Source organism: Microcystis aeruginosa FD4, assembly GCF_009792235.1.
Taxonomy (GTDB): Bacteria; Cyanobacteriota; Cyanobacteriia; order Cyanobacteriales; family Microcystaceae; genus Microcystis; species Microcystis viridis.
The window spans coordinates 4,979,727-5,002,471 of record NZ_CP046973.1 but is presented as its reverse complement, the minus strand read 5'-3'; the positions used below and the strand labels follow the sequence as shown (position 1 = coordinate 5,002,471).

The window sequence follows — 22,745 nt, the reverse complement described above, 5'->3', positions numbered from 1 at the left end:
AGTACCCGAAAAAAACCGGATCTTTTTTGCACAAGTTAGAAAAATTGTGTTACACTGGTAAATCTGTGAAGGTTTTTCGATAGGGAGTATTGAAAAAAAAATGACCAAACTGGGAACCCATTTGATTGTCGATGCTTGGCAAGTACCTGCTGACCTCCTCAACGATCCCGAGCGCATTCGTCGCGCTATCCTCGATGGAATTACGGCAGGAGAAGCAACGCTGATCGATTTGTGTGTCCACCAGTTCAGTCCCCACGGAGTTACCGCGACGGCGACTTTAGCTGAATCTCATATCGCGATCCACACCTGGCCTGAACACGGCTATTTCGCCGCTGATTTATTCTTCTGTGGTGCGGGTAAACCCGTGGTTGCCATGGAAATTTTGACCAAATCCCTGCAAGCAGGTGAGATTAAAGTGCGGGAACTAACCAGAGGATTCCCCGGTCCTGCGGCAGTTTATGAAAGCAAAAAGGAAGAACCCCTTAAATCTTCCCTGGTTATGGCCTAATTTCTAGGGACTGCCTCGATAATAAGTTAGCAGCACTGGCGATCGCCTAAACTGAAATCGTGATCAGGATAACCTTTGTTTTTATCCTCGCTGTCTTTTCCTCTCTCGTTAGTCTCTGGTTAATTAACCGATCCCAACAGAGATTAAGCAACCGTTTGAGAAGGATTCGCTATCGTCACGAATACAGTGCGGTGATGGCCAGTGATTTTTTGTCAATCCCTCTAGGGACAGAAAATAAACTGTCCTTTATCGGTGATCTTAGTTGTCGTTTTAATGCGTATTCCCCCCATTTGCGTTGTGCGGTTAATCCCCCGGGTCCTTGTGAAGGTTGTCGGCAGTACGAAGCTAGAACTGGCACAGTGTAAGCGGCTTGAGCTTCCAAAAAGTTCCCTATTTGCTATCCTTAAAAATTATCGCTATCGCAATTGAGGAGTGTGGGAACAATGGCGTTCAAACGAAATTTGACCCTCTTAATCATCGGATTAGGATTAACTTGTTTACCCCTATATCCGGCCCAAGCTAACCAAATCAGCACCGTCACCCCGAATACGGCAGCCAATCAAACTCTCGCTACCCATCTGGTTCTAAAACTGAAAGAGAGAAAAGTTTACGTTTATCAAGATAAGCAAGTTTTAGCGCAATTTACCGTCGCCGTCGGCAAAAAAGGCTGGGAAACCCCCACCGGTAAATTTGAGGTGCGAGAATTAGTTCGCAATCCCGTCTGGAAAAGTCCCTGGACAGGCAAAGTCAGCACCCCCGGTCCCAATAGTCCCCTAGGGGAAAGATGGATCGGTTTTTGGAGTGACGGCAAAAATTCCATCGGTTTTCACGGAACCCCCGCCGAAAATTCCCTCGGTAGCGCCGCTTCCCATGGTTGTGTGCGGATGCGGAATCGGGATGTGAAAGTGTTGTTTGATTTAGTCCGCATGGGAACCCCCGTCATCGTTCAACCTTAATTCCGGCAGGTATTTTTTTAAGATAGGCAGGTCTTTCGGGCGATCAATATCGGCTAATTTAGGCAGATAAGCGGTTTTTAAAGCCAGTTTAGCGGCGATTGTCTGGGTTTTTGCCAAGACTTCCCCCGTTCCCCAGGGAACATCATCAAAAAGCTCTGGAAAGACCTGTTTTAAAGCAATTAGGTAGTATCCTCCATCTAACGCTGGCCCTAAAACCATATCGTGGGTTTTTAGGGCCTCAAAGGCTGCTAAAATCTCTTTTTCCCCGATTTCTGGGCAATCTGTGCCAATAATAGCGATCGCTGTCATCCCTTGAGCAAAACCATCAGCAAAAGCATTTTGCATCTTTTCTCCTAAGTCTTTTCCCCGTTGAGAATGATAGGAATAATGCTCACCTAACCAAGTACGCATTTTCTCCTCGCTGCCGCCATGGTAGTAAATGATTAGGGAGAGATAATTCCTTAAACCCGCTAATTTACCGAGAGTATATTCAGCCAGTTTGCGGTGCAATTCTTCGGCTCCCTCGGCTGCCAAAGCTGGAATCATCCGGGTTTTTACTTTCCCCAATTCCGGATAACGGGTAAAAATAATTAGTTGTTGTCTCCAGTCCACGAGTGATTGCGACGATGATATTAATTATCAGTTTTAGCATACTGTCAATAGATTATTGTAGTTGGTTATCTAATTGTGTGTTGGGTTTCCTTACGTCAACCCAACCTACGATGGCTTCAAGTGCAAGTCCTGCAAAATATCGGATTTTTTCAGGTCATCGACCTCGATTCGGAATTAGAATTAGAATCTGACTCAAGAATTTGTCTAATATCTGATAAATTATCAACTTTGTAAAAAGAGCCTAATGCAACACTTTCATGATCTTGTATCCAATGATAATGTGGATGATGATAGCCGTACAAGATACACTTTGCTCCAATTTCAATGCCTGGATTAATATCTGATTTTAGTGAATCACCAATAACCCAAACATCTTGACAATCAAAGCCTATATCTTGGATAAATTTTTTTAAAATTTCAGCATTTTTGTGAGGCACAACTCTTATAAAATCAAAGTATTTATACAGTTCATTTTTGTGTAACTTCTTTTTTTGAAATGAATTTTCACCTCTTGTCAATAATGCAAGAGAATAGTTTTGAGATGACCAATCAAGAATTTCTTTAGCCCCCTTAATAGTATTTGGTGTATTTTTTAAAATTAAACGGCCAAAATCTTTAATAGCTTTTAAAGTTTCCTGGGATATTTGATGATTTATCTTATGAGAAACAGATTTATAAGTTTCTATCATACTCCGAGTATAACGATAAGGAGAATGCTTTAGTTTTTGCATTTGAAGATAATCAATTTTTTCAAATTCTTCAATTAATTTATCTTCATTAATTTGTAATTCTTCAGATAATTTTTCCACAAAAAGCTTTCTTGCAAGCCAATAAACATTGCTGGTATTTAGCAAAGTATCATCTAAATCAAATACAATCAGACCACTTTTAGCCATTTTTATATTACCTTGATTATTACTAACCTTGAGTTCCCTTTGGAGATGGTGTTGGACTTGGACTCTCTAAGGGAATTGGATTTTGATTATTATTCTCAGATTTCGGTTGCATACTGACCACAACAGCAAGAACACCAGCTACGGCTGCAATAAACGTGAATATAAGAGATAGCCAAGTTGCCCAATGACTTATAATTATAGATTTAACGTCATCTTTTGTTGCGAAATTTGAGCGAAGATCTAGTATTTTAGCTTCTACTTCCTGCTTAGTAAAATAAGGTGAATCTGAGCCTCCAACTATAATTTGAGATAAATTATATGTATTTTGCTGAACTAGGACATCGTTAAACTTTTGTTCTTGCTCTGCTCTTGACATCTGTCTATTGTAAGGACTTGTAGTGAAATTTGGCATTTCCTCAAAAATTATTGTCAAAATTTTTTGACCTCTTTGTATACTTAAAGGGTCTTTCCCGAGGTTAATCGCCTTAATAGTAATAAGTCCTTGAAAGCCAGGATCTATATGACCTGGATTCAGAACAAGGAGAGCTTTAAATGAACTCTCAGCATTTCTGGCAAAAACAGTCGCCATGATTTTTGACGATAGCTTGATTTCTTCCAATGTAAATAAGTTTATAATTTCACCCGGTTGAATATCAAATTGCCTATTAGCATCTGGATGATTTTCATTGATGATTTGACCATTTTTAAAAATTGTTCCAATTCTTAGGTCATAGCTGCAAGCTTCCAAATTAGCTTTCACAGCATTTAAAACCAATTCTCCTGAATCAATTTTGGCTTCAATATCTTGTTTAGAAAGAATTCCTTCTGACATTAGACAAACTCCAAAATAATCTGTGATTACTTGTTACAGCGTTTCTCCGGTAGACGAGGTAGGCTGAAATCCTTTAGCGGCAAGATTTGATATATACTTCACCTTTGTGAGAAACGCTGTAATTGGATGACAAATAAATAGTTAAACCGCAACCAGCTAGAGAACTGGAATTTCACGGGCAAGCCACTAAGCCTTAAAAGTATTGCTATGCAAGGATCGTAGCCGAAAAAGCAAAACTACGGTTTTCCCTGTGGATGGGGTTTAAGTTATGGCAATTATGGTATTTCTGCACTTGGTTAGAATTATACCTACAGGCTGCAAATTTTTCCCAGGGAATTAAGTTGGCTAACTTTTATCTTTCCCAATAAAACAGGGAATTAAAAGATAGCGATCGCAATTTTAATTCCCTGTTGAATTCGTTGTCGGGATTGAGGCGAAATTGCGCCATAGGGACCTTGTTCGAGATAAACTTGGCGAATCGCTGAGATATTGTCGCATAAGGCCAGAGAATCTGTTAAGAGTCCACCTTCTCCCGCTTCGATCAAAATACGGGTAGGGGTTTCTCCACCGGTTAAATCGCTGGTCAAGGGAACAACCAAAACACTGCTAGAAAGCTGATTCCTGACATTGATAGAAACGACAACAGCGGGGCGTTTTTTGGTGTCTCCTATGGTTTTAAGGGCGCGAATTAAATAAATCTCTCCTTGGTGGGGATAATTGTCATCTTCCATGTTAGAGTCCTTCCGGGTCGAGGATTTCTTCCATTTGGGTTTGGGCGAATTCTCCCCAGTCCAGGTCAAATTGCCGTTCAGTTGGTTTTTGGGTTTGGTAGAAGGTGCGTAACTGGTTTTCTATCTGCTGTCGGTACCACAGTCGCAATCCTTCTTCGACAGCAGCAGAGCGATTCTCCGTCAATTGGTCAATATCTTGAAGCAATTTAGAATCGACGGTAATAGATATCCGTTGTTTGGTGCTTGATTGGGTCATGGGTCGGGAGATGAGGTAATATTATTTATATGATATAGCGTTTCCTGTTCACAAGAGGTACATTATCGATTCTGAAAAGCTTAATCAGCAAAGGTTAAACTGTGCCTCGCAGATGCGAGAACCGCTATAATTTATCATATGACAATCCCGCCTCGGTTTTTAGGTTCGGGGCTTTGTCGGATAAGATACCGCTCCTCAAAAGTTAACTATAATGATTAAAAGTAAAGATATAGATATAACTTAATCCATCGCTTGTTTGTATTGTTGAACAGTCAGGTAAACCAACGACTACAGTTGAATTAAAACCAGCAAAAAATTAACTTAATGAGTTATTGGAAGCTGTACTTAAAGGTGAAGAAATTATCATCACAAAAAAGAATGAACCTGTAGTTAAATTAGGTCCTGTAAAGTTAGCCAAGAAACCACCGCTTCAACCCGGAAGTGCTGCGGGAAAAGTTGGGATAGCCGATGATTTTGATGCTCCTAGAGCCACTGAGAACAGAGGATATCACTTTTGTGCAATTCCTGTAAACGGTTGATTGACACTCCCGTCGCTAAAAGCGAGGGATTCTTGGTTCACTGAGTTTCCTTAATCTGGCAGGACGTATCCAACCAAACCAGAGGGAATCTCTCCCCAAGCGTTTATTGGGTCTAGCCCAAAGGTTCCGGTATGCCCTACCGTACTTAGTCCCTTTTTGAGAATGTTGATAGCGGCGTTAATATCTCTATCTTCTACATAGCCACAGTGGGGACAAATATGGGTTCTCGTAGATAGAGATTTAGGTACTTTTTGACCACAATTAGAACAGTTTTGACTCGTGTTATGGGGGGCTACTGCTACCGTAGCCTTACCATATTTAAAACCAAAATATTCTAACCATTGCCGAAAAGTTGACCAAGCCACATCATTAATAGATTTAGCTAGTTTAGAGTTTTTTACCATGCCTTGAACATTTAAGTTTTCGTAAGCGATGAAATCGTTAGATTTAATGACGCGCAATGCCTCTTTTGAGGCAAAGCCTTTACGTTGCCTACTTACTCTTAAATGCTTTCTAGCATATCTCTTTCTAGCTTTTTGGTAGTTGTTTGATTGGGGTTGACCTTTTCTAAACTTTTTAGATTTCTTCCGATTCAGACGATTTAATCTTTTTTCTGCCTTGCGATAGAATTGCGGTATTTCTACCGTTTCCCCATCACTGTTAGCGTAGAAAACTTTTAAACCTACATCCAACCCTACACATTTTTTAGTAGGTTCAAGAGGTTTTGCATATTCCCGAACATCTAAATTAATGCAGAACTGCACATAATAACCGTCAGCACGTTTGACAATCCTTACCCGTTTAATTTGGTCTAAGGGATAGAAATTTAGGTCTCTAGTTCCTTTCAGTTTAACCGTGCCGATGTTTTTCTTGTCGGTAAAAGTAATTTTCTTTCTATCCTCCGATAGTTTCCATCCGGAGTGTTTATATTCTACGGAACGATTATTCTTTTGGAATTTAGGATAGCCTTTCTTTCCCTTTATTCCTTTCTTACAATTGTCATAGAAACGAGCAATAGCTGACCAAGCCCGTTCTGCTGATGCTTGTCTGGCTGTAGAGTTAAGGTCATCCGCAAACTTGAACTGTTTGGCGAGAACTGCACAATATTTATTGAGAGAATATTTATCGATTTTGTCTTCTCTCTTGGCATCCATCCAAAGCCTTAATGCTTTGTTTCTGATGAATTGTACTGTACGAATAGCCTCATCAATGGCAGAACACTGACTTGGTTTAACCACGGCTTTCATTTCTAAGACAATCATTGTTTATCGACCTCAAACAACTTTCTTTATGCTAACATATCCAGCACAAAACTGTCAAGGATTTAGTGGTGCTTCGCTGTTCTATATTGGTCGGGTTTCATCCCGTCAGTGAAACTGAGGGTCTTCACCCGACATTTAAGATAAAACCATCCACACCGACAAAGGAGGTGAGGGGCGACCAGTTTAAAATATCCTCTAAAATTGATTGATAGCCTTGCACATTGGGATGAAGTCCATCTTCCATTAATCTTTCTTGGCACCACAGATCACCCCGGTTCATCCAGAGATCAAATAAATCGAGATAGGGAATATTTTGTTCTAGACAAGCTTGTTTAGTGGTTTCCTTAAAACTATACTGATCGCCATGGTTGAAGTAAAAGCAATCTAAAAAGGGCATTTTCCGCTCATCCACGGGAATCATACCTATAAACAAAACCGGGCAAAGAGAACGGGCTCGGGTGAGTAAATTTTCGATTTGAGTTTGAAAAAGATCGTGATCGGTGTAGGTGCGACCATCGGGCCGGCCCAAGCGGGCTGTATCATTAACACCGACGGAGAGAAGAATCAGGTCGGGGAGACGATTGCGAATTTCCCCCCTGAGACGAAATTCCTGTTCTAAACGTTCGGACACTTGTACCACTCGATCGCCGCGAATACCCAAATTATACAGGGCATGACCAGCACTTTCCATCCACAAACGACGTAAGCGCTCGGCCCAACCGCCACCTACGGGGTCGCCATAGCCATACACAAGGCTATCACCTAAAGCGACGATTTTGAGGGGATGGGGCATGATTAGGCCTTTGTCTTTAGTAGGTAAACGAGAAAGAGTTTGCATGATCGCTCGATCGAATCGGTTGTCCTTTACACTTGTAAACGAATTTGGTTAAACTGTCCGTGTATTATACTACATTAGAAAATTTTTCCTGCCAGCTAACTTAGATATCAGCTAGGCACTGACACTGACCAGTATAAAGCACGCAGCCCGATGATCATTGCTTCCCTCCGAGTCATTTCTGGGCTAAATCTGCTATAGAATCTATGATTAAAACCTAGATAACTCAATGACTACTCGTTTACGACGCGCGGTTCAAGACCGAGAATTTTTGATTACAGCCGAGATTACTCCCCCGAAAGGTGGTAATACCAGTCATATGTTAGAAATGGCCCTCTGGCTGAAAAATCGCGTTCATGCGGCTAATATTACCGATGGCAGTCGCGCCGTAGTGCGAATGTCCTCTCTGGCAGCCTCCGCTATTCTCTATCAACACGACATTGAACCCATCTGTCAAATGGCCTGTCGCGATCGCAATGTGATCGGATTACAAGCAGATCTCATGGGCGCTCATGCTTTGGGATTGAGAAATATACTAGCTTTAACCGGAGATCCCGTCAAAGCAGGAGATCATCCCCAAGCTAGGGCAGTTTTTGACCTAGAATCGGTACGTTTGTTAAAATTAATCGATAAATTGAATAAAGGTTTTGACCTTAACGATAAATCTTTACCAGATGGACCGTTAGAACTTTTTGCCGGGGCTGCCGTCGATGTGCAGTCAAAAAGTAGGTCTGGTCTTCAACGCCGTTTTGAGCGTAAAATCGAAGCAGGAGCGCAGTTTTTTCAAAGTCAATTAGTTACGGATTTCGAGTGCCTTGATAAGTTCATGCAGCAGGTGGCCTCCCTCGCCGATAAACCAGTTCTAGCGGGAATTTTTCTGTTAAAATCGGCTAAAAATGCCGTATTTTTAAATAAAAATGTGCCAGGGGTGCAAATTCCCGACCAGATCATTCAAAGACTCGCCGATGCAGCTCATCCTCTCGAAGAAGGTATCAAAATCGCCGCCGAACAAATAAAATTAGCCCAGCAGTTATGTCAAGGTGTCCACATCATGGCAATAAAACGAGAGGATTTAGTCCCGAAAATTCTCGATCTGGCCGGTATTCCGCCAATACATAACTGAGATGAAAAGTCAATAGTTTTTATAAAAAATTAACTTTCATTTTGACTAGCGGTCTTTTGACAAGAATTCTACCCCTAACCTAGGATGGGAAGGCTGAAAGCATCTTCGGGATTAAAAGCATGGATTCCAATCTAGGTCAAGAAAAAGAGAATAGTTGTGGTAATTCCGGGCGAAAATGGTTGTCGATCGGTATTGCCCCCACTGGTATAATTTCTATTGGTATTGTCCCCATGGGCGTTATTTCCATCGGTATTGTGCCTATGGGAGTAGTTTCCATTGGAACCGTGGCCATGGGGACAATTGCAGCCGGTTTTGTGTCCATGGGACTTTTCAGTATTGGTAGCGTTGGGATGGGATTAAATAACGGCCATTTTTCCAATCTTAATTCTCCCCCTGCTGAATCTCCCCATAAACATCATCAGCATTAAAATCAAGATTTGACCAGCAATCATGAATTATTCCATCCGTGCTGCCGTTGCTACCGATGTCAAGGCTATTTTTGACTTAATTCTTGCCTTAGCAGCCTATCAAGAACTCAGCCATTTAATGACAGGAAATAGTCAAGCTTTAGGGGATCATTTATTCGGAGAAAAACCCTACATCGAAGCATTGGTGGCGGAAGTAGAGGGTAAAATAGTCGGTTTTGCCCTATTTTTTGCTAACTATTCCACCTTTATCACTAAACCGGGGCTTTACCTAGAAGATATCTTCGTTTTACCCGATTATCGCAGTCAAGGTATCGGGAAAGCTTTACTAATGGCTGTGGCTAAAATTGCCGTCGCTAGGGATGCAGGACTTTTAGAATGGACTGTCTTAGAGTGGAATCAACTGGCGATCAATTTTTATGGAAAAATGGGGGCTAAGGTCTTCAAAGAGTGGCAAATTTGTCGTCTCACCGGGACTGCTTTAACGGAATTGGGTAATAGCGATAAATAAGTCAGAGCTTTTGTGGCTCCTGGAACTTTGTGATCGATCGAGACTCCTTGCTATACTATACCTCTGACACTGGCTTTCCTCATTGGTGCAGAATGCAACCCACAGACTCGAATAAATTTACCGAACAAGCTTGGGATTCGATTGTTAAATCGCAAGAAATTGCGCGACGCTTTAAAAATCAGACCTTAGAGGTGGAACACGTTATTATTGCCCTCCTAGAGCAGAATAACGGTCTAGCCACCCGGATTTTACAAAAAGCTAATATAGAAATTCCGCGACTGCAACAACAGCTAGAAGTCTTCACCAACCGACAGCCGAAAGTGGCCATCGTCGATCAATTATACCTAGGTCGTGGTCTTGATCTGCTGCTCGATCGAGCGGAAGCATCCCGGGAAAGTTGGCAAGATAAATTTATCTCCGTCGAACATCTTCTCGTCGGTTTTGCCGAAGATGAAAGGGTTGGCCGGAAATGTTTACGCACCTTCAATCTTGACCCCCAAGATTTAGAATTAGCCATCAAAGCGATTCGCGGCACTCAAAAGGTTACTGAACCCAATCAAGAGGAAAAATACGAAGCTTTAGATAAATATGGACGGGATTTAACAGCAGCGGCCAAAGAAGGCAAATTAGACCCGGTTATCGGTCGCGATGAAGAAATTCGACGGGTGGTACAAGTCCTCTCGCGACGGTCGAAAAATAACCCGGTTTTAATCGGTGAACCGGGAGTAGGAAAAACCGCTATTGCGGAAGGATTGGCCCAAAGGATTGTTAACGGAGATGTTCCCGAATCTTTGAAAAATCGTCAGTTAATTTCCCTCGATATGGGAAGTTTAATCGCTGGGGCAAAATATCGAGGCGAATTCGAGGAAAGATTGCGGTCAGTTATGAAAGAAGTTACCCAATCAGAAGGGCGAATTATTCTCTTTATCGATGAACTACATACCGTTGTCGGTGCGGGTTCTAGGGAAGGGGGATCGATGGATGCGGGCAACCTATTAAAACCTATGTTAGCTCGGGGAGAATTGCGCTGTATTGGGGCGACAACTTTGGATGAATATCGCAATCATATTGAAAAAGACCCCCCTTTAGAAAGACGTTTTCAACAGGTTTATATTAAGGAACCTTCCGTGGAGGATACTATCTCAATTCTCCGGGGTTTAAAAGAACGTTATGAGCTGCATCATGGGGTGACAATTACCGATTCGGCCCTAGTGGCAGCAGCTACCCTATCCCATCGTTATATTAGCGATCGCTTTTTACCAGATAAAGCGATCGATTTAGTCGATGAAGCGGCGGCAAAATTAGAGGTAGAAAGTACCACTAAACCCGCCGATTTGGAAATGATAGATCGTCGCTTAATGCAGTTACGGATGGAAAAATTCTCCTTAGAAAAAGAGGAGAAAAAAGATCGAGCTTTTCAAGAGCGTTTAGAAAGAATTATCGAAGAAATTGAGGAATTAGAAAGTAAACAAAAGCCTCTTGCTGACCAATGGCAAACGGAAAAACATATCGCCGAGGAAATTAAATTATTGCGAGAGGAAGAGGAACAATTACGCCTACAGGTGGAACAGGCGGAACGGGCTTATGATCTCAATAAAGCGGCCCAATTAAAGTATGGCAAGCTAGAAATTTTACAAGGGGAATTAGAAGTAAAAGAAAAAGAACTAGAAACTATTCAAGCGGCAGGTTCTACCCTGTTAAGACAACAGGTAACTGATGCCGATATTGCCGAAATAGTTGCCCGTTGGACAGGAATTCCTGTCAATCGTTTAATGGAATCAGAACGACAAAAATTATTAGAATTAGAGTCTCATTTACAGAAAAAAGTTGTCGGACAAAATGAAGCGGTCACGGCAGTAGCAGCGGCGATTCGACGAGCGCGCGCGGGAATGAAAGATCCCTCGCGTCCGATTGGTTCATTCCTATTTATGGGACCTACCGGAGTGGGTAAAACCGAGTTAGCGCGGGCCTTGGCGGGGTTACTGTTCGACTCCGAGGAGGCCATGGTTCGCATCGATATGTCGGAATACATGGAAAAACACGCGGTTTCGCGGTTAATCGGCGCGCCTCCGGGTTATGTGGGTTACGAGGAAGGGGGACAACTATCGGAAGCGGTGCGTCGTCGTCCCTATTCTGTGGTTTTATTGGATGAAGTGGAGAAGGCCCATCGGGATGTTTTTAACATTTTATTACAAGTGCTTGACGATGGGCGCATTACCGACTCTCAGGGGCGCGTGGTGGATTTTCGGAATACGATTATCGTGATGACCAGTAATATTGGCAGTGACCACATTTTAAATGTTTCCGAAGATGCCGATTATGAGGAGATGCGGAAACGGGTTTTAACAGCTTTGCGGAGTCATTTTCGTCCCGAATTTTTGAATCGTATCGACGATTTAATTATTTTCCATACCCTGAAAAAAGAAGAATTGCGTTACATTGTTCGTCTGCAATTACAGCGTCTGGAAAGATTATTAGGAGAACAAAAAATCAATCTAGAATTAACTACGGCCGCAGAAGATCATATCGTTACTGTTGGTTACGATCCTACCTACGGTGCGCGACCTTTAAAACGTGCTATCCAACGGGAGTTGGAGAATCCTTTGGCCACAAAAATTCTCGAACAAGCTTTTATGGAAGGGGATACGGTAGTAATTGATTGTCTGGATGAAGTTTTAAGTTTTAGCAAAAAGGAGCTAGAAAGGGAAGGGCAAACATTAGAATTAGCTGTGGTTAACCTCAGTTCGGATTAAAACCAGATAGGGGATATATTCCCCCCAATTTAGACAATATAAACAAAATTTTGCCCCAAAAGTTCTTGTGATCCAGCTAACAGGTTTTACATAGGGTTTGCTGAATAAATCTAAGTGGGTGGGTGGAATTAAATATAAGATGAACGTAGTTTGGGTTGAAGCATGAAACCCAACGCCCGCTCATGTTACGAAGTGCGCTAACCCATCCTACAAATAATTGTGCCTGCCTACTTAAAAACCTTGTTGGATAATATCTTTAGGCTTTTTGGAAATCAAAAAGTGCCAGCCATTGGACGGAGCGGGGGGAAAATTCAGGGACTTTTTCCCTGAAAATTAGGTAATTGACCCCCTCAAAATCGGTAAAACCCCACACCCTGCCCCCACGAGAAACTTTTTCAGCCAACCCTAATTAGTGCCTCAAAACCAGAGACGATTTCCAACATTTCTTCGGTGATAGCAGTTTGCCGTTCCTGTTGGAATTGAGCGTGAAGTTGTGCTAATTGCTCTTCTATATTTTTCTCGGATGCTTGCATCGATGCCAGTCGGCTCGCATTTTCACTAGCCAAAGATTCAGCCAAAGCACGATACAGACAAATAAACAAATATTGCTCGATCAAGGCAGAAAACAACTGACTCCAATCCATGGTAAAAGTAGGCAAAGTGGCTCCTACCCACCTTTTTTGCTGTAAGTCTTGTAGCCATTTGTTATCCACAGGCAATAATTGTAAGGCATGAGGTTGATAGGATATATTGGAGCGAGGCTTATTGTAAAACAAGGCAATTTTATCTATTGGCATTTGAGATTGCCACATTTCGATGTGTAGTAGAAGTTCTTGAACCATTGACGTGATGCCAGCAAGAGAAGTGGGCATCGCAAAGTTCCGTTCGCTGACTACTCCCGCATTTTCTAAGGGGGGAATTACCCGCGCACCTACAGCCAAGACTGCGAGTTGGCTGGAGTCAATAGACAAGTGCTGAATCTGAGTAACGGCGTAGCGGACAATCTGCTCGTTGAACTGACCGCACATACCCTGATCTGAACCAAATATGATCGCACCTAAATGACTATTTCTCGGAAGCTTTCTGGGGGGTGCGGCGATCGCATGGTGCTGATATACTGCTGATCCTAAAACAATTTGCAAGCCCATCTCGATGGTACGAGTATACTCGATAAGGGATTCTACTGCCCGTTCATATTGATGAATGCTGGCCGCTGCAAGAACTTTCATGGTCTTGACAACGGATTGAAGTTCTTGCGCGATAGCAATTCGTCGTTGTAGCAATTCAAGGACGGGCATGATGTGTGTTGATTGGCAATTGATTGTAAAACAATTGAGCGTGAAGTCGAGTTAATTTATTCCGGGATAGCAATTGCTTGTTTGGCTATATTGACTAAATTCTGGAAATCCCCATCGCTCAGTTTTTTGCCAGATTGTAGGTGAACGCATATTTCGGGTAATTGCTGTCGTATTGCTAAAGCGACGGCTTTTTCGGCCGCTGGGATTTCCGCAATCGTCAATCGATCAAATACTCCTGATGTCACCGCTAGGAGTATAGCAATTTGTTCGGGAACCGGCATCGGTTCGTACTGATTTTGTTTCAAAACTTCCCGCACGCGCCGCCCTCGTTCTAAAGTTTGACGAGTGACTTCATCTAAACGAGTGCCAAAACGGGAGAAAACCTCTAGTTCTTCAAACTGGGAATAAGATAGGCGTAAATCACTCGCTACAGCACGATAGGCAGCTAATTGAGTCTTCCCCCCCACTCGCGACACCGACTTACCCGCATCTACCGCCGGCAAAATTCCTTTTTGAAACAGCACGGGAGAGAGATAGATTTGCCCGTCGGTAATTGAGATTAAATTGGTCGGAATGTAAGCAGAGATATTTTGGGCTTCGGTTTCGACAATCGGCAATGCAGTTAAAGAACCACCTCCTCGGGCAGCATTTAGGTGTGTAGAGCGTTCGAGCAAGCGAGAATGGATGTAGAAAATATCGCCAGGAAAAGCTTCTCGACCGGGAGGACGGCGTAATAGCAGCGATAGCTCTCGATAAGAGCGAGCATGAGCGGTCAAATCATCATAAACAATCAAGACATCATGGCCCTGCTCCATAAAATACTCTGCCATGGCCGTGGCGGCGTAGGGAGCAATAAACTGCAAGCCTGGTGGTTCTTCTCCAGCGGCAAAGACGACCAAACAGTAGTCCATCGCCCCATACTGCTGCAAGTCAGCGACGAACTTAGCCACCGCCGAACTGCGCTGTCCGAATCGCGCAGTAAACGCAAATTACCTTTTCACCTTTCTGGTTGATGATCGTGTCAAGAGCGATCGAGCTTTTTCCTGTTTGGCGATCGCCTAAAATCAATTCTCGCTGGCCTCGCCCGATGGGAATCAGAGCATCCACCACCTTTAAGCCCGTTTGCAGCGGTACTGTCACCGGAGCGCGATCCATAATTGCTGGGGCTTTTCGCTCGGCCAAATATCTTTGTGCCGCCCGCACTGGCCCCTGGTTATCCAAGGGGCGACCCATGGGATCGACTACTCGCCCTAAGAGTCCGTCACCCACTGGCACATCTAGCACTCGTCCCGTCCGGCGTACCTCATCCCCTGCTTTTAAATGTTCGCTTTTATCTAAGAGGATAATGCCGACTTCATCAATATCCAAGTTAAAGGCCATACCCAGAGAATCTCCCAGGAAACAAACAATTTCTTCCGATTTTACGCCTGGCAAGCCAGCAATCCGGGCAATCCCTTGACCGATAAAGTTTACCGTGCCAATTTCTCGGTATTTGAGTTGTGGGCGCTGCTCGCCTAAAATCCGTTGGCAGGTAGAGAAGGTATCCTCTAGCAATCGGTGTAAAGCTTGCTCATCTCGGTTCATGGTATTTTTTGATTATCTCTCGTCTCTCGCGTAAAGACAACGGCTAAATCCTCTTCAAAGTCGTTCAAAAATTCCTCGACATTCCAGGCGATTCTTCGGCCAGAGGTTTTTAACTCAATGCCACAGATAAGGGCCAGTTTCACTTCAAATTTTATATCCAGATCACCAACAAGTTCTTGGCGCAGAACTGAGATAATTTGCTGCCGCAATTCTTCCGAGATTTCAAAGCTGCTAGAGATGATTGCCTCCTGCGTCTTGACCGTTGCGGCGATCGCTTGACAAAGCACTCGTTTCTCTTCCCGATCCCAATTGCGAACTCGCTTGAGGAAAACTTGAATGACAAGCTGTTCAAGCTGGACATCGGCTAGAGCTGCCAAAACTTGGCGAATTGTCTCCTGAATCTGTTGTAATGCTCGATGTCGCAACTCTTGCAAAAAGGCATCTTTTTGCCGTTGAACTATTTCTTGCCAGCGGGATCGATCTTCTTCTACTTCAGTGCGGATACCTTGCATTAACTCTGTTTGCGTCTGTGCAACTGCTGCCTTAACTTGAGCCAACATCGTCGAGCGATCAGTCGCAAAATCTTGCTGCATTTTTTGGTATTTTTCGATTTCTTCTCGCGCTAATTGGCACTTTTGTTCTGCATCTTGCTGGCGATCGCTAATTGTTCTTTCCCGACGTTCCATTGCCTGAATAATAGGACGGTAGAGAAACTTTTGCAGTACAGCCACCAAAATCAAGAAATTAACAATTTGGGCCAAGAAGGTAAACCAATCAACTGCCACGGAATTATCCCCCCGCTTTAGTCACTACATAACCCCAAAAAGGATTGGCAAAAATTAAAATTAGCGAAATCACAAAACAATAAATTGCCACTGACTCAATAAATGCCAAACCAACAAATAACGTTCGAGTAATCGTATTGGCTTCGTCTGGCTGTTGCGCCAAAGCGGTCAAAGCTTGAGCGATGGCTCTTCCCTCTCCCAGTGCCGGCCCGATTGAACCGATCGCCATAGTTAATCCAGCCGCTAAAATTGATATCATTGCCGTCAAGCCAATATTATTCATGGTTTCTTTGCTCCTTTTCTCCTGTATGAGAATTATTAACCACTTGCTGTGCTTCTGTTGCCGAAGCAATATAAACCATAGCCAAAATCGCAAAAATATACGCTTGAATTAATCCAGTCAGTAGCTCCAATACCTGCATGATAATCGGGAAAAAGAGAGGGGCAATGGATAAAAGAATAGCTACTATCATGACATCACTCATCACATTGCCAAACAGCCGGATGGCCAAGGACAAAGTGCGTGACAGTTCCCCAATCACATGAAAAGGTAACATCAAGGGATGGGGTTGTAGATAGTGCTTGAGATATTTTTTTAACCCTGACTGACGTATGCCGTAAAATGGCACCGCCCAAAAAACGCAGATAGCAAGTGCTGCCGTTGTAGAAAGAGAGGCCGTGGGCGGATGATAGCCCGGGATGATTTCTAAGAGATTGGAAGCGGCGATGAAAATAAACAAAGTACCAATAAATGGCAAGTAGATATCCGGTTGGCATCCGCTAATATCTCGTATTTGACCCTGCAATTCTTCGATGACAACTTCCAAAACATTTTGCCAGCGAGACAGACGAGTATCTGTCGATAGTCGGCGCGTGATTAGCCAGGAACTAATGCCCAATAACGCCATTAACCCCCAAGTAAATAACAGAGTAGCATTAAGGGCAATTGCTCCTGATTGCCAGAAAATAATCTTGTCAGGACTTAGATACATGAGCTATTGTACTTAGTTGCTTCTGAATTTAGGTTGTACCTGCTGCAATATTAGATTTCTCGTCCAGAAGAAGGTGGCCAGGCTTAACAGCAAGTGGAGGACTTGCAAGTGGGGGACTGCAGCCATTATCGCATAAAATCCCAGTAAAATTATGCTTGTACGCCCCAAAAAACTAATCAAAGTTAACACCGTGGGATTATGGGTTCTGGGGAGTTGACGCACCGTTAGCCACAATCCCCCAAAATGCGCCAAACCCAAGGCCATTCCCACCAATAATGCCAGAGGAAAATACAGCAGTTCAATCATGATTGAGTTCCTTTTTCGATTGCTCGCGTGCGCGCTCGATGGCGGATTGTTCGCGCTTAACCCACTGCCAGGCATTCAGACAGCCCAGCATCAACCCAGCCAACATTAACATTAATGTCCAGGAAAAGCGACTCGGCCATTCTCGATCGATCCAGATACCGAGTGCCATACCTAAGAGAGTGGGTAGAACGACTGACCAGCCGACCAATCCCAATAACCCCAGTCCAAACCATATACTGTGCTTTTTTTCTACTCTAGCTCTGAGTTTACGCTCTTCCTGGACTCCTACCTTGCGGCTAAAGCGCAAACGATTTTTTTGATGACTTCTTGCTGCCATTTTATTACCCATATTTCTATTATTTCTCGTCTAGTCTCCTCGCTGCCCTCCTAGTTCAATAAATTGCCGGATCATGTTAGCTTCCAGTTTTGTCAGAGCCACGCGAGTGCGTTTTTCCCGCTCATCTAAGATTTGAAACTGCTTTTCTACCGCCTCTCTTAAGCATCCTAAGTCGGCACTTTCAACAGCATGGCGAGTAGAAACCCGCACGTCAAAACCAGATTTGACCAAAATGCCCTCATCCACGGCCATAAATCTTTCCTGCCCTTGAGGAGTGGTGAAAGACAGCAATCCGGGCAAGATAGCAGTGACAAAATCAATGTGATGTGGCAGCAGGCAAAAGCAACCGCTTCCCGATTCTGCTGTGACTTTAATGACTTCTGTCTCTAATAGGATTCGGGTGGGCAATATAACTAGGAGTTTCATCTTGCCTGTCATAGCTTTACCTTTACAGCCTCATCAATCGTGCCAATCATGTAAAGTGCCTTCTCTGGATAATCCGAAAATTCATCTTTGAGAATGCGATCGCATCCCGCTAAGGCCGCTTCTAGCTCGACAAATTTACCCGCTATTCCTGTAAACTGTTCGGTAGAAAAGAAAGGCTGGGTGAGAAACTTTTCTAATCGTCTGGCTCTGGCTACAATCTGGCGGTCAGCCGGTGAAAGTTCTTCTAATCCTAGCATGGCAATAATATCCTTGAGTTCTTCGTAGTTCGCTAGGGTTTGTCGCACTGCCTGGGCGATGCGATAGTGTTGCTCACTGACAATAGGCGGCATCAACATTTTCGATCCCGATTGCAGTAAGTTCACCGCCGGATAAAACCCCTCACTTGCTCGCTGGCGAGAGAGTACAATTGATGCCGATAAATGGGAAAAGGTATGAACAGCCGCCGGATCTGTAAAGTCATCTGCCGGGACGTAGACTGCTTGAATGGAGGTGATTGCGCCCGTAGCCGTACTGCAAATCCGCTCTTCTAGCTCTGCCAGTTCCGTTGCTAATGTCGGCTGATACCCTACCCGCGAGGGCAATTGTCCCATCAACCCTGATACCTCTGAACCGGCCTGAATAAAGCGGAAGATATTGTCAATTAACAGTAAGACATCTTGTTTGGCCGTGTCGCGAAAGTATTCCGACATCGTCAGTGCGGCGTGTCCGACGCGAAATCTGACCCCTGGCGGTTCATCCATCTGCCCAAAGATCATCACCGTATTCTGCAAAACCCCGGCTCCGCGCATTTCTTGGTATAAATCTAGGGCTTCCCGACATCGCTCCCCAATTCCACAGAAGATACTAATTCCCTGATCTTGCTTGACGATATTATGAATCATTTCGGTAATCAAAACCGTCTTACCAACACCCGCTCCGCCAAATAATCCTGCTTTCCCCCCCCGTTCCAACGGGACAAGCACGTCTATGGCTTTAATACCGGTTTTGAGAATCTCCGAGCTAGTGGTTCGCTCGTACAGGGGAGTCGGATTTGCATAAATTGAACGCCATTCTCCCTCAGCTATCTGTTCTTGTCCGTCAATTGTTTCCCCAAATATATTCAACATCCTGCCGAGCAACCTCTCGCCCACTGGAACTCGCAAGGGATGACCCGTATCGATGACTGGAGAACCGCGAGCTAAACCGGCTGTTGGCTTCAGTGAAATGGCCCGTACCAGTTGGGAGTTAAGATGGGCCACAACTTCCATCGCTACACTGCCATCTTCTCCGGCCTGAAGTTGGCTATGAAGTTCTGGCAGCCTTTGGGAAAAATACACATCAATGATGCTTCCTCGCACTGACACTACAGAGCCAGCGTTGAGTTTGTTAATATCTCGTTGATCGTTCATCAAAAAATTGGCTCTGAAACCCCGTCTTTTTAGGACGGCTTGATATTACCATCTAGATGCTCACTCACCGCCCCAGTCCATCCAGAGATCAAATAAATCGAGATAGGGAATACTGCGGAACGATTGCAACAGATTAAGGATTCGGAATCTTTAGACAAATGTACTAAACCGAGAAAAATTCGGCGATCGCCTGTCTCTGCTTGTCCCCATTGTCGTCAACAGATGTTGAGAATGTTAGACATCGTTGAAAAGGCGATTTAGTACGAAAAGTGTGATCGCCGTAGACGAATCTGGTTAGAAGCCGGTCAATTCAGCTAATATAAAGAGAATTTTGCCCGAAAAGGAGTTATAGATTTAGCTAAACAGGTTTTATTACTGTAACTGATGACCACAGCTACTACAAAAGCGATCGGTTGCCGCTACTTTTGCCCCGCATTGACTACAAAATTGGGCTTTACTGACGGTTTTTGTGTCTCCCATACTCATTTTCATATCTCCCATTTGCATTTCCATGGGAGCAAAATTCATTGACATATTACCCATTTTCATCGGTTGCATCGGTTGCATCGGTTGCATCGGTTGCATCGGTGGGGAGGAGAAACTGGTAGTAGTGGTCGATTGAGAGGACTGAGAAACTCCAGAGGTATGAGGAGAGGAAAAACCGATACTGCTTCCCTGAATTTGGATTCTGTGGGGTCCGGTTTCGGTGATAATTTCAATAATTGCCCCTTGGGGAACTATCTCTATTTGGGGTTCTTGTGTCCAAACTCCCGTAGCAAAACTACTGCTAGACTGCTGTTGTTGTCCCACTGCACCACTAGCGAGGGTTACAATCGTCTGCAGCCCTTGATTATCCAGATAGAGACGTTGTCCTGTGGGTAATTCACTATAAATAGCCATATTTTTGACAGTGAAAAGTAAAAAGTAAAAACCTAGTTCACACCCCTAGGATCCAGTCTAGCGAGGATAGAAATGTTAGAGGATTTTCTTAAGAATTTTATCGACAAAAAAAGGGTGGTTTCACCCACCCTCACCATGTCTCAAGAAAACAAACTTTTTAACGGACGCTACCGGCTAATTTATCGACCCGAATCGGTTTCATCAGGTACAATTTGAGGAATTGCCAAGCGTTAGAGGCGAAGATAGGCAATTTCTTCAGGAATTTAACCGGTGCGGCACTGTTTTCGCTATCGATCGCCCGTAATCCCTCGTTATTGCGAACACAAATTTCTAGGCGATCATAAAATTCAGGACTATCCACATCGAGAACAATCGGGAAGACGCGGCCAGCGGTTTCATTGGTCTTCTCGATTACATACTTATCGTACTCGCGAGCGTCCAAACCGAGAATGGCGTAGAAACCAGAACGCTGAGTATCATTGAGGTACATCGTAGCGAAGACCGAAAGCAGGAAGAAACGACACCAGAGACGAGCGCGCCAATCATTAAGAATATCAGGCTGCGCACGCATGATCGCATCGAAGAAGTCCCCGTGACGGTTTTCGTCTTGACACCAATTCTCGAAGAAGTTAAAAATCGGATAAACCCGATCTTCGGGATGTTGTTCAAGATGACGATAAATGGTGATATAGCGCCAATAACCGATTTTTTCGGAAAGATAGGTGGCGTAGAAGATAAATTTCGGTTTAAAGAAGGTGTAGTTACGGCTTTTGGTTAAAAATCCCAAGTCAAGGGAGAGGTTAAAATCCGATAAAGCCTTATTAAGGAACCCAGCATGACGCGCTTCGTCCCGGGACATGAGGTTAAAGCATTCTGCGAGGAGGGGATTTCTGTCTTTTAAACGTCTGCCGAGTTCTTTGTAGAGAAGAAAGCCGGAAAATTCGGCCGTGCAGGATCTTTCCAGAAATTCCACGAATAAGCGGCGAGTTTCGCCATCAATATGCTCCCAAGAGCGATCGAATTCTTGATTGCGAACGAAGTGATGCCGGTTATAATCGGTACGGAATTCCTCTAAAATCGCCTTCAGTTCTTCCTCGTTAGCGGCGATCGACATTTCCGCCATCGCTTCAAAATCAGTGGTATAGAAGCGGGGAGTGAGGATCGTTTCTTTAGCGGGAACTTTTATACCCGGACGGATTTCCTCGAATTCTGGTTTTTGGATCGTGCTGACCATAGGGATTATTGATTTTACTCTGGGATGATGATTAGGACGAGTAAAGGCTCTGAGATGATAATGACGAACCGTGAAAAAACGGCTAGGATTCACTATAGCAAGCTCTCAGCCCTAGACTCCCTTCCTGTTCATTAAAAGTTACAACTCTTAATTAAGCTGTGTGAACAAACGCGGATTTTTTGCCCGCAGTCTTGACAAATGTTCGGGGAAGTGGGGAGATGGGGTGTGGGGTGTGGGGTGTAGGGTGTGGGGAGAACAAAGCTGCCTATTGCCTATTGCCTATTGCCTTCAGAAGCTGATAACTGTCTCCTGTCTCCTGACAAATATCATAATGCTCAACGGATTTAGTCTCGGTGAAAATTTAACAGGAGAGATAGCGGCTTTGAGTGCGGCGGCACTTTGGGCGGTTTCTGCGGCGATTTATAGTCTATTAGGCCAGAAAATCCCGCCTTTATTGCTTAATTTTCTGAAAGGAGTAGTCGCAATCGCTTTAATTGCCCTGACGCTGCCCCTTTCTGGACAATGGCGCGATATTAATCAGCAAAGTTCCGTATTTATACTCTTGACAAGTGGCGCAATTGGTATAGGAATCGGTGACACGGCCTATTTTACCGCCCTTAATTATTTGGGACCGCGAAAAACCCTCCTGTTAGAAACCCTTTCGCCTCCCTTGGGGGCGATTCTAGCGGCGACTTTTTTGGGGGAATCCCTGAAAATATCGGCTTATATTGGCATTATTTTGACCATCTTCGGGGTTGCTTGGGTTATTTCCGAAAAAACTCTCGAAATCAATAGTCAACGTCCTTGGCGGCAAGGAATTGCCTGGGCTTTAATGGCGGCGATTTCCCAAGCGGTGGGGGCGGTTTTATCTCGTCAGGCGCTGGTGGAGTCGGGAATGTCTTCTTTGCAGAGTACCCTTCTTCGTCTGTTAGCGGGGACGGGAATAGTGTTAATTCTGATGTTTTTTCGCCGTCAGGAATCATCACCACCGATTAACTGGTCATTGCGTCTGATTGCTATTATTATTGTCACCGCTTTCGGCAGTACGTTTTTGGGAATTTGGTTACAGCAGACTGCTTTAAAATTCTCTCCTGTGGGTATTGCCCAAACTCTCACCGCTACCAGTCCTTTATTTGTCTTACCGATCGCAGCCATGATGGGGGATCGGATTAACTTGCGGGCGATTTTCGGGGTGATGATTGCTTTGCTAGGAATTGGGATTTTGTTTCAATAAG

At 44.0% G+C, this 22,745-nt stretch carries 29 protein-coding genes; 10 read left to right on the top strand and 19 right to left on the bottom strand.

Annotation, left to right across the window (positions count from 1 at the left end):
• The first annotated feature begins 100 nt into the window (after positions 1-100).
• The 3 genes from speD to GQR42_RS24810 all read left to right on the top strand — a co-directional run bounded on the left by speD (position 101) and on the right by GQR42_RS24810 (position 1,464).
• Complete coding sequence (gene speD / locus GQR42_RS24820) at positions 101-508, top strand: adenosylmethionine decarboxylase (protein WP_002781248.1); 408 nt, start codon at positions 101-103, stop codon at positions 506-508.
• A gap of 59 nt (positions 509-567) precedes the next feature.
• The gene (locus GQR42_RS24815; RefSeq protein WP_158202017.1) at positions 568-873 is read left to right on the top strand and encodes a DUF6464 family protein; all 306 of its coding nucleotides are present in this window, start codon (positions 568-570) and stop codon (positions 871-873) included.
• 78 nt (positions 874-951) lie between these two features.
• Positions 952-1,464 (top strand): L,D-transpeptidase, encoded by a 513-nt coding sequence (locus GQR42_RS24810; RefSeq protein ID WP_125730612.1) that lies wholly within the window; start codon positions 952-954, stop codon positions 1,462-1,464.
• Here GQR42_RS24810 and GQR42_RS24805 read toward each other — a convergent pair.
• The 5 genes from GQR42_RS24805 to GQR42_RS24785 form a co-directional block, all read right to left on the bottom strand.
• The gene (locus tag GQR42_RS24805; protein ID WP_158202016.1) at positions 1,426-2,076 is read right to left on the bottom strand and encodes a TIGR04282 family arsenosugar biosynthesis glycosyltransferase; all 651 of its coding nucleotides are present in this window, start codon (positions 2,074-2,076) and stop codon (positions 1,426-1,428) included. The genes GQR42_RS24810 and GQR42_RS24805 overlap by 39 nt on opposite strands.
• Positions 2,077-2,225: 149 nt before the next feature.
• The gene (locus GQR42_RS24800) at positions 2,226-2,972 is read right to left on the bottom strand and encodes an HAD family hydrolase (protein ID WP_158202015.1); all 747 of its coding nucleotides are present in this window, start codon (positions 2,970-2,972) and stop codon (positions 2,226-2,228) included.
• A 22-nt stretch (positions 2,973-2,994) separates the two neighbouring features.
• On the bottom strand, positions 2,995-3,804 hold the full coding sequence (locus GQR42_RS24795; RefSeq protein ID WP_158202014.1) for a dCTP deaminase: 810 nt from the start codon (positions 3,802-3,804) through the stop codon (positions 2,995-2,997).
• A gap of 377 nt (positions 3,805-4,181) precedes the next feature.
• A complete protein-coding gene (locus GQR42_RS24790) occupies positions 4,182-4,535 on the bottom strand; it encodes a type II toxin-antitoxin system PemK/MazF family toxin (protein ID WP_158202013.1) in 354 nt (117 codons plus the stop codon).
• Position 4,536: 1 nt separating this feature from the next.
• Positions 4,537-4,791, bottom strand: coding sequence for a ribbon-helix-helix domain-containing protein (locus GQR42_RS24785; RefSeq protein WP_158202012.1), 255 nt, complete (start codon positions 4,789-4,791; stop codon positions 4,537-4,539).
• A gap of 332 nt (positions 4,792-5,123) precedes the next feature.
• Here GQR42_RS24785 and GQR42_RS24780 point away from each other — a divergent pair, with 332 nt between their 5' ends.
• Positions 5,124-5,330, top strand: coding sequence for a type II toxin-antitoxin system Phd/YefM family antitoxin (locus GQR42_RS24780; protein ID WP_158202011.1), 207 nt, complete (start codon positions 5,124-5,126; stop codon positions 5,328-5,330).
• Positions 5,331-5,380: 50 nt separating this feature from the next.
• On the opposite strand, the gene GQR42_RS24775 is transcribed toward GQR42_RS24780, so the two are convergent.
• Together GQR42_RS24775 and GQR42_RS24770 are read right to left on the bottom strand one after the other, a co-directional pair.
• Positions 5,381-6,592, bottom strand: a complete 1,212-nt coding sequence (locus GQR42_RS24775) for an RNA-guided endonuclease InsQ/TnpB family protein (RefSeq protein WP_158202010.1) — start codon at positions 6,590-6,592, stop codon at positions 5,381-5,383.
• Positions 6,593-6,716: 124 nt separating this feature from the next.
• Positions 6,717-7,430: a GDSL-type esterase/lipase family protein gene (locus GQR42_RS24770; RefSeq protein ID WP_158202009.1), complete on the bottom strand. Its 714-nt coding sequence runs from the start codon at positions 7,428-7,430 to the stop codon at positions 6,717-6,719.
• Between the two features lie 226 nt (positions 7,431-7,656).
• Here GQR42_RS24770 and GQR42_RS24765 point away from each other — a divergent pair, with 226 nt between their 5' ends.
• The 4 genes from GQR42_RS24765 (at position 7,657) to clpB (ending at position 12,239) form a co-directional block, all read left to right on the top strand.
• A complete protein-coding gene (locus tag GQR42_RS24765) occupies positions 7,657-8,550 on the top strand; it encodes a methylenetetrahydrofolate reductase (protein WP_158202008.1) in 894 nt (297 codons plus the stop codon).
• Positions 8,551-8,669: 119 nt separating this feature from the next.
• On the top strand, positions 8,670-8,978 hold the full coding sequence (locus GQR42_RS24760) for a hypothetical protein (RefSeq protein ID WP_002781238.1): 309 nt from the start codon (positions 8,670-8,672) through the stop codon (positions 8,976-8,978).
• A 22-nt stretch (positions 8,979-9,000) separates the two neighbouring features.
• Positions 9,001-9,486 (top strand): GNAT family N-acetyltransferase, encoded by a 486-nt coding sequence (locus tag GQR42_RS24755; protein WP_158202007.1) that lies wholly within the window; start codon positions 9,001-9,003, stop codon positions 9,484-9,486.
• Between the two features lie 92 nt (positions 9,487-9,578).
• Positions 9,579-12,239 (top strand): ATP-dependent chaperone ClpB, encoded by a 2,661-nt coding sequence (clpB, locus tag GQR42_RS24750; protein ID WP_158202006.1) that lies wholly within the window; start codon positions 9,579-9,581, stop codon positions 12,237-12,239.
• Between the two features lie 395 nt (positions 12,240-12,634).
• Here clpB and GQR42_RS24745 read toward each other — a convergent pair whose 3' ends face one another.
• From GQR42_RS24745 to atpD, 10 genes are read right to left on the bottom strand one after another with little or no spacing between them, the layout of a single operon-like run.
• Positions 12,635-13,537: a F0F1 ATP synthase subunit gamma gene (locus GQR42_RS24745; protein WP_158202005.1), complete on the bottom strand. Its 903-nt coding sequence runs from the start codon at positions 13,535-13,537 to the stop codon at positions 12,635-12,637.
• A gap of 56 nt (positions 13,538-13,593) precedes the next feature.
• Positions 13,594-14,487: a hypothetical protein gene (locus GQR42_RS29755; protein ID WP_305848823.1), complete on the bottom strand. Its 894-nt coding sequence runs from the start codon at positions 14,485-14,487 to the stop codon at positions 13,594-13,596.
• A complete protein-coding gene (locus GQR42_RS29750; protein WP_305848822.1) occupies positions 14,480-15,121 on the bottom strand; it encodes a hypothetical protein in 642 nt (213 codons plus the stop codon). The genes GQR42_RS29755 and GQR42_RS29750 overlap by 8 nt, the downstream gene beginning before the upstream one ends.
• Positions 15,118-15,906, bottom strand: coding sequence for a F0F1 ATP synthase subunit B family protein (locus tag GQR42_RS24735; protein ID WP_158202004.1), 789 nt, complete (start codon positions 15,904-15,906; stop codon positions 15,118-15,120). The genes GQR42_RS29750 and GQR42_RS24735 overlap by 4 nt, the downstream gene beginning before the upstream one ends.
• A gap of 4 nt (positions 15,907-15,910) precedes the next feature.
• The gene (locus GQR42_RS24730) at positions 15,911-16,189 is read right to left on the bottom strand and encodes a F0F1 ATP synthase subunit C (protein WP_002768905.1); all 279 of its coding nucleotides are present in this window, start codon (positions 16,187-16,189) and stop codon (positions 15,911-15,913) included.
• Positions 16,182-16,898 (bottom strand): F0F1 ATP synthase subunit A, encoded by a 717-nt coding sequence (locus tag GQR42_RS24725; RefSeq protein WP_158202003.1) that lies wholly within the window; start codon positions 16,896-16,898, stop codon positions 16,182-16,184. Before GQR42_RS24725 ends, GQR42_RS24730 begins: the two co-directional genes overlap by 8 nt.
• 12 nt (positions 16,899-16,910) lie before the next feature.
• Complete coding sequence (locus GQR42_RS24720) at positions 16,911-17,204, bottom strand: ATP synthase subunit I (protein WP_158202002.1); 294 nt, start codon at positions 17,202-17,204, stop codon at positions 16,911-16,913.
• Positions 17,197-17,541 (bottom strand): AtpZ/AtpI family protein, encoded by a 345-nt coding sequence (locus tag GQR42_RS24715; RefSeq protein ID WP_158202001.1) that lies wholly within the window; start codon positions 17,539-17,541, stop codon positions 17,197-17,199. The genes GQR42_RS24720 and GQR42_RS24715 overlap by 8 nt, the downstream gene beginning before the upstream one ends.
• Positions 17,542-17,571: 30 nt before the next feature.
• Positions 17,572-17,979, bottom strand: coding sequence for a F0F1 ATP synthase subunit epsilon (locus tag GQR42_RS24710; RefSeq protein WP_158202000.1), 408 nt, complete (start codon positions 17,977-17,979; stop codon positions 17,572-17,574).
• On the bottom strand, positions 17,976-19,376 hold the full coding sequence (gene atpD / locus GQR42_RS24705) for a F0F1 ATP synthase subunit beta (RefSeq protein ID WP_158201999.1): 1,401 nt from the start codon (positions 19,374-19,376) through the stop codon (positions 17,976-17,978). The genes GQR42_RS24710 and atpD overlap by 4 nt, the downstream gene beginning before the upstream one ends.
• A gap of 123 nt (positions 19,377-19,499) precedes the next feature.
• On the opposite strand from atpD, the gene GQR42_RS24700 reads away from it, so the two are divergent.
• Positions 19,500-19,637, top strand: a complete 138-nt coding sequence (locus GQR42_RS24700; RefSeq protein ID WP_158201998.1) for a hypothetical protein — start codon at positions 19,500-19,502, stop codon at positions 19,635-19,637.
• 111 nt (positions 19,638-19,748) lie between these two features.
• Here GQR42_RS24700 and GQR42_RS24695 read toward each other — a convergent pair whose 3' ends face one another.
• Together GQR42_RS24695 and acsF are read right to left on the bottom strand one after the other, a co-directional pair.
• The gene (locus GQR42_RS24695) at positions 19,749-20,276 is read right to left on the bottom strand and encodes a zinc ribbon domain-containing protein (RefSeq protein WP_158201997.1); all 528 of its coding nucleotides are present in this window, start codon (positions 20,274-20,276) and stop codon (positions 19,749-19,751) included.
• A gap of 157 nt (positions 20,277-20,433) precedes the next feature.
• On the bottom strand, positions 20,434-21,510 hold the full coding sequence (gene acsF, locus GQR42_RS24690; RefSeq protein ID WP_158201996.1) for a magnesium-protoporphyrin IX monomethyl ester (oxidative) cyclase: 1,077 nt from the start codon (positions 21,508-21,510) through the stop codon (positions 20,434-20,436).
• 331 nt (positions 21,511-21,841) lie between these two features.
• On the opposite strand from acsF, the gene GQR42_RS24685 reads away from it, so the two are divergent.
• The gene (locus GQR42_RS24685) at positions 21,842-22,744 is read left to right on the top strand and encodes a DMT family transporter (protein WP_158202571.1); all 903 of its coding nucleotides are present in this window, start codon (positions 21,842-21,844) and stop codon (positions 22,742-22,744) included.
• The last annotated feature ends 1 nt before the right edge of the window (position 22,745 follow it).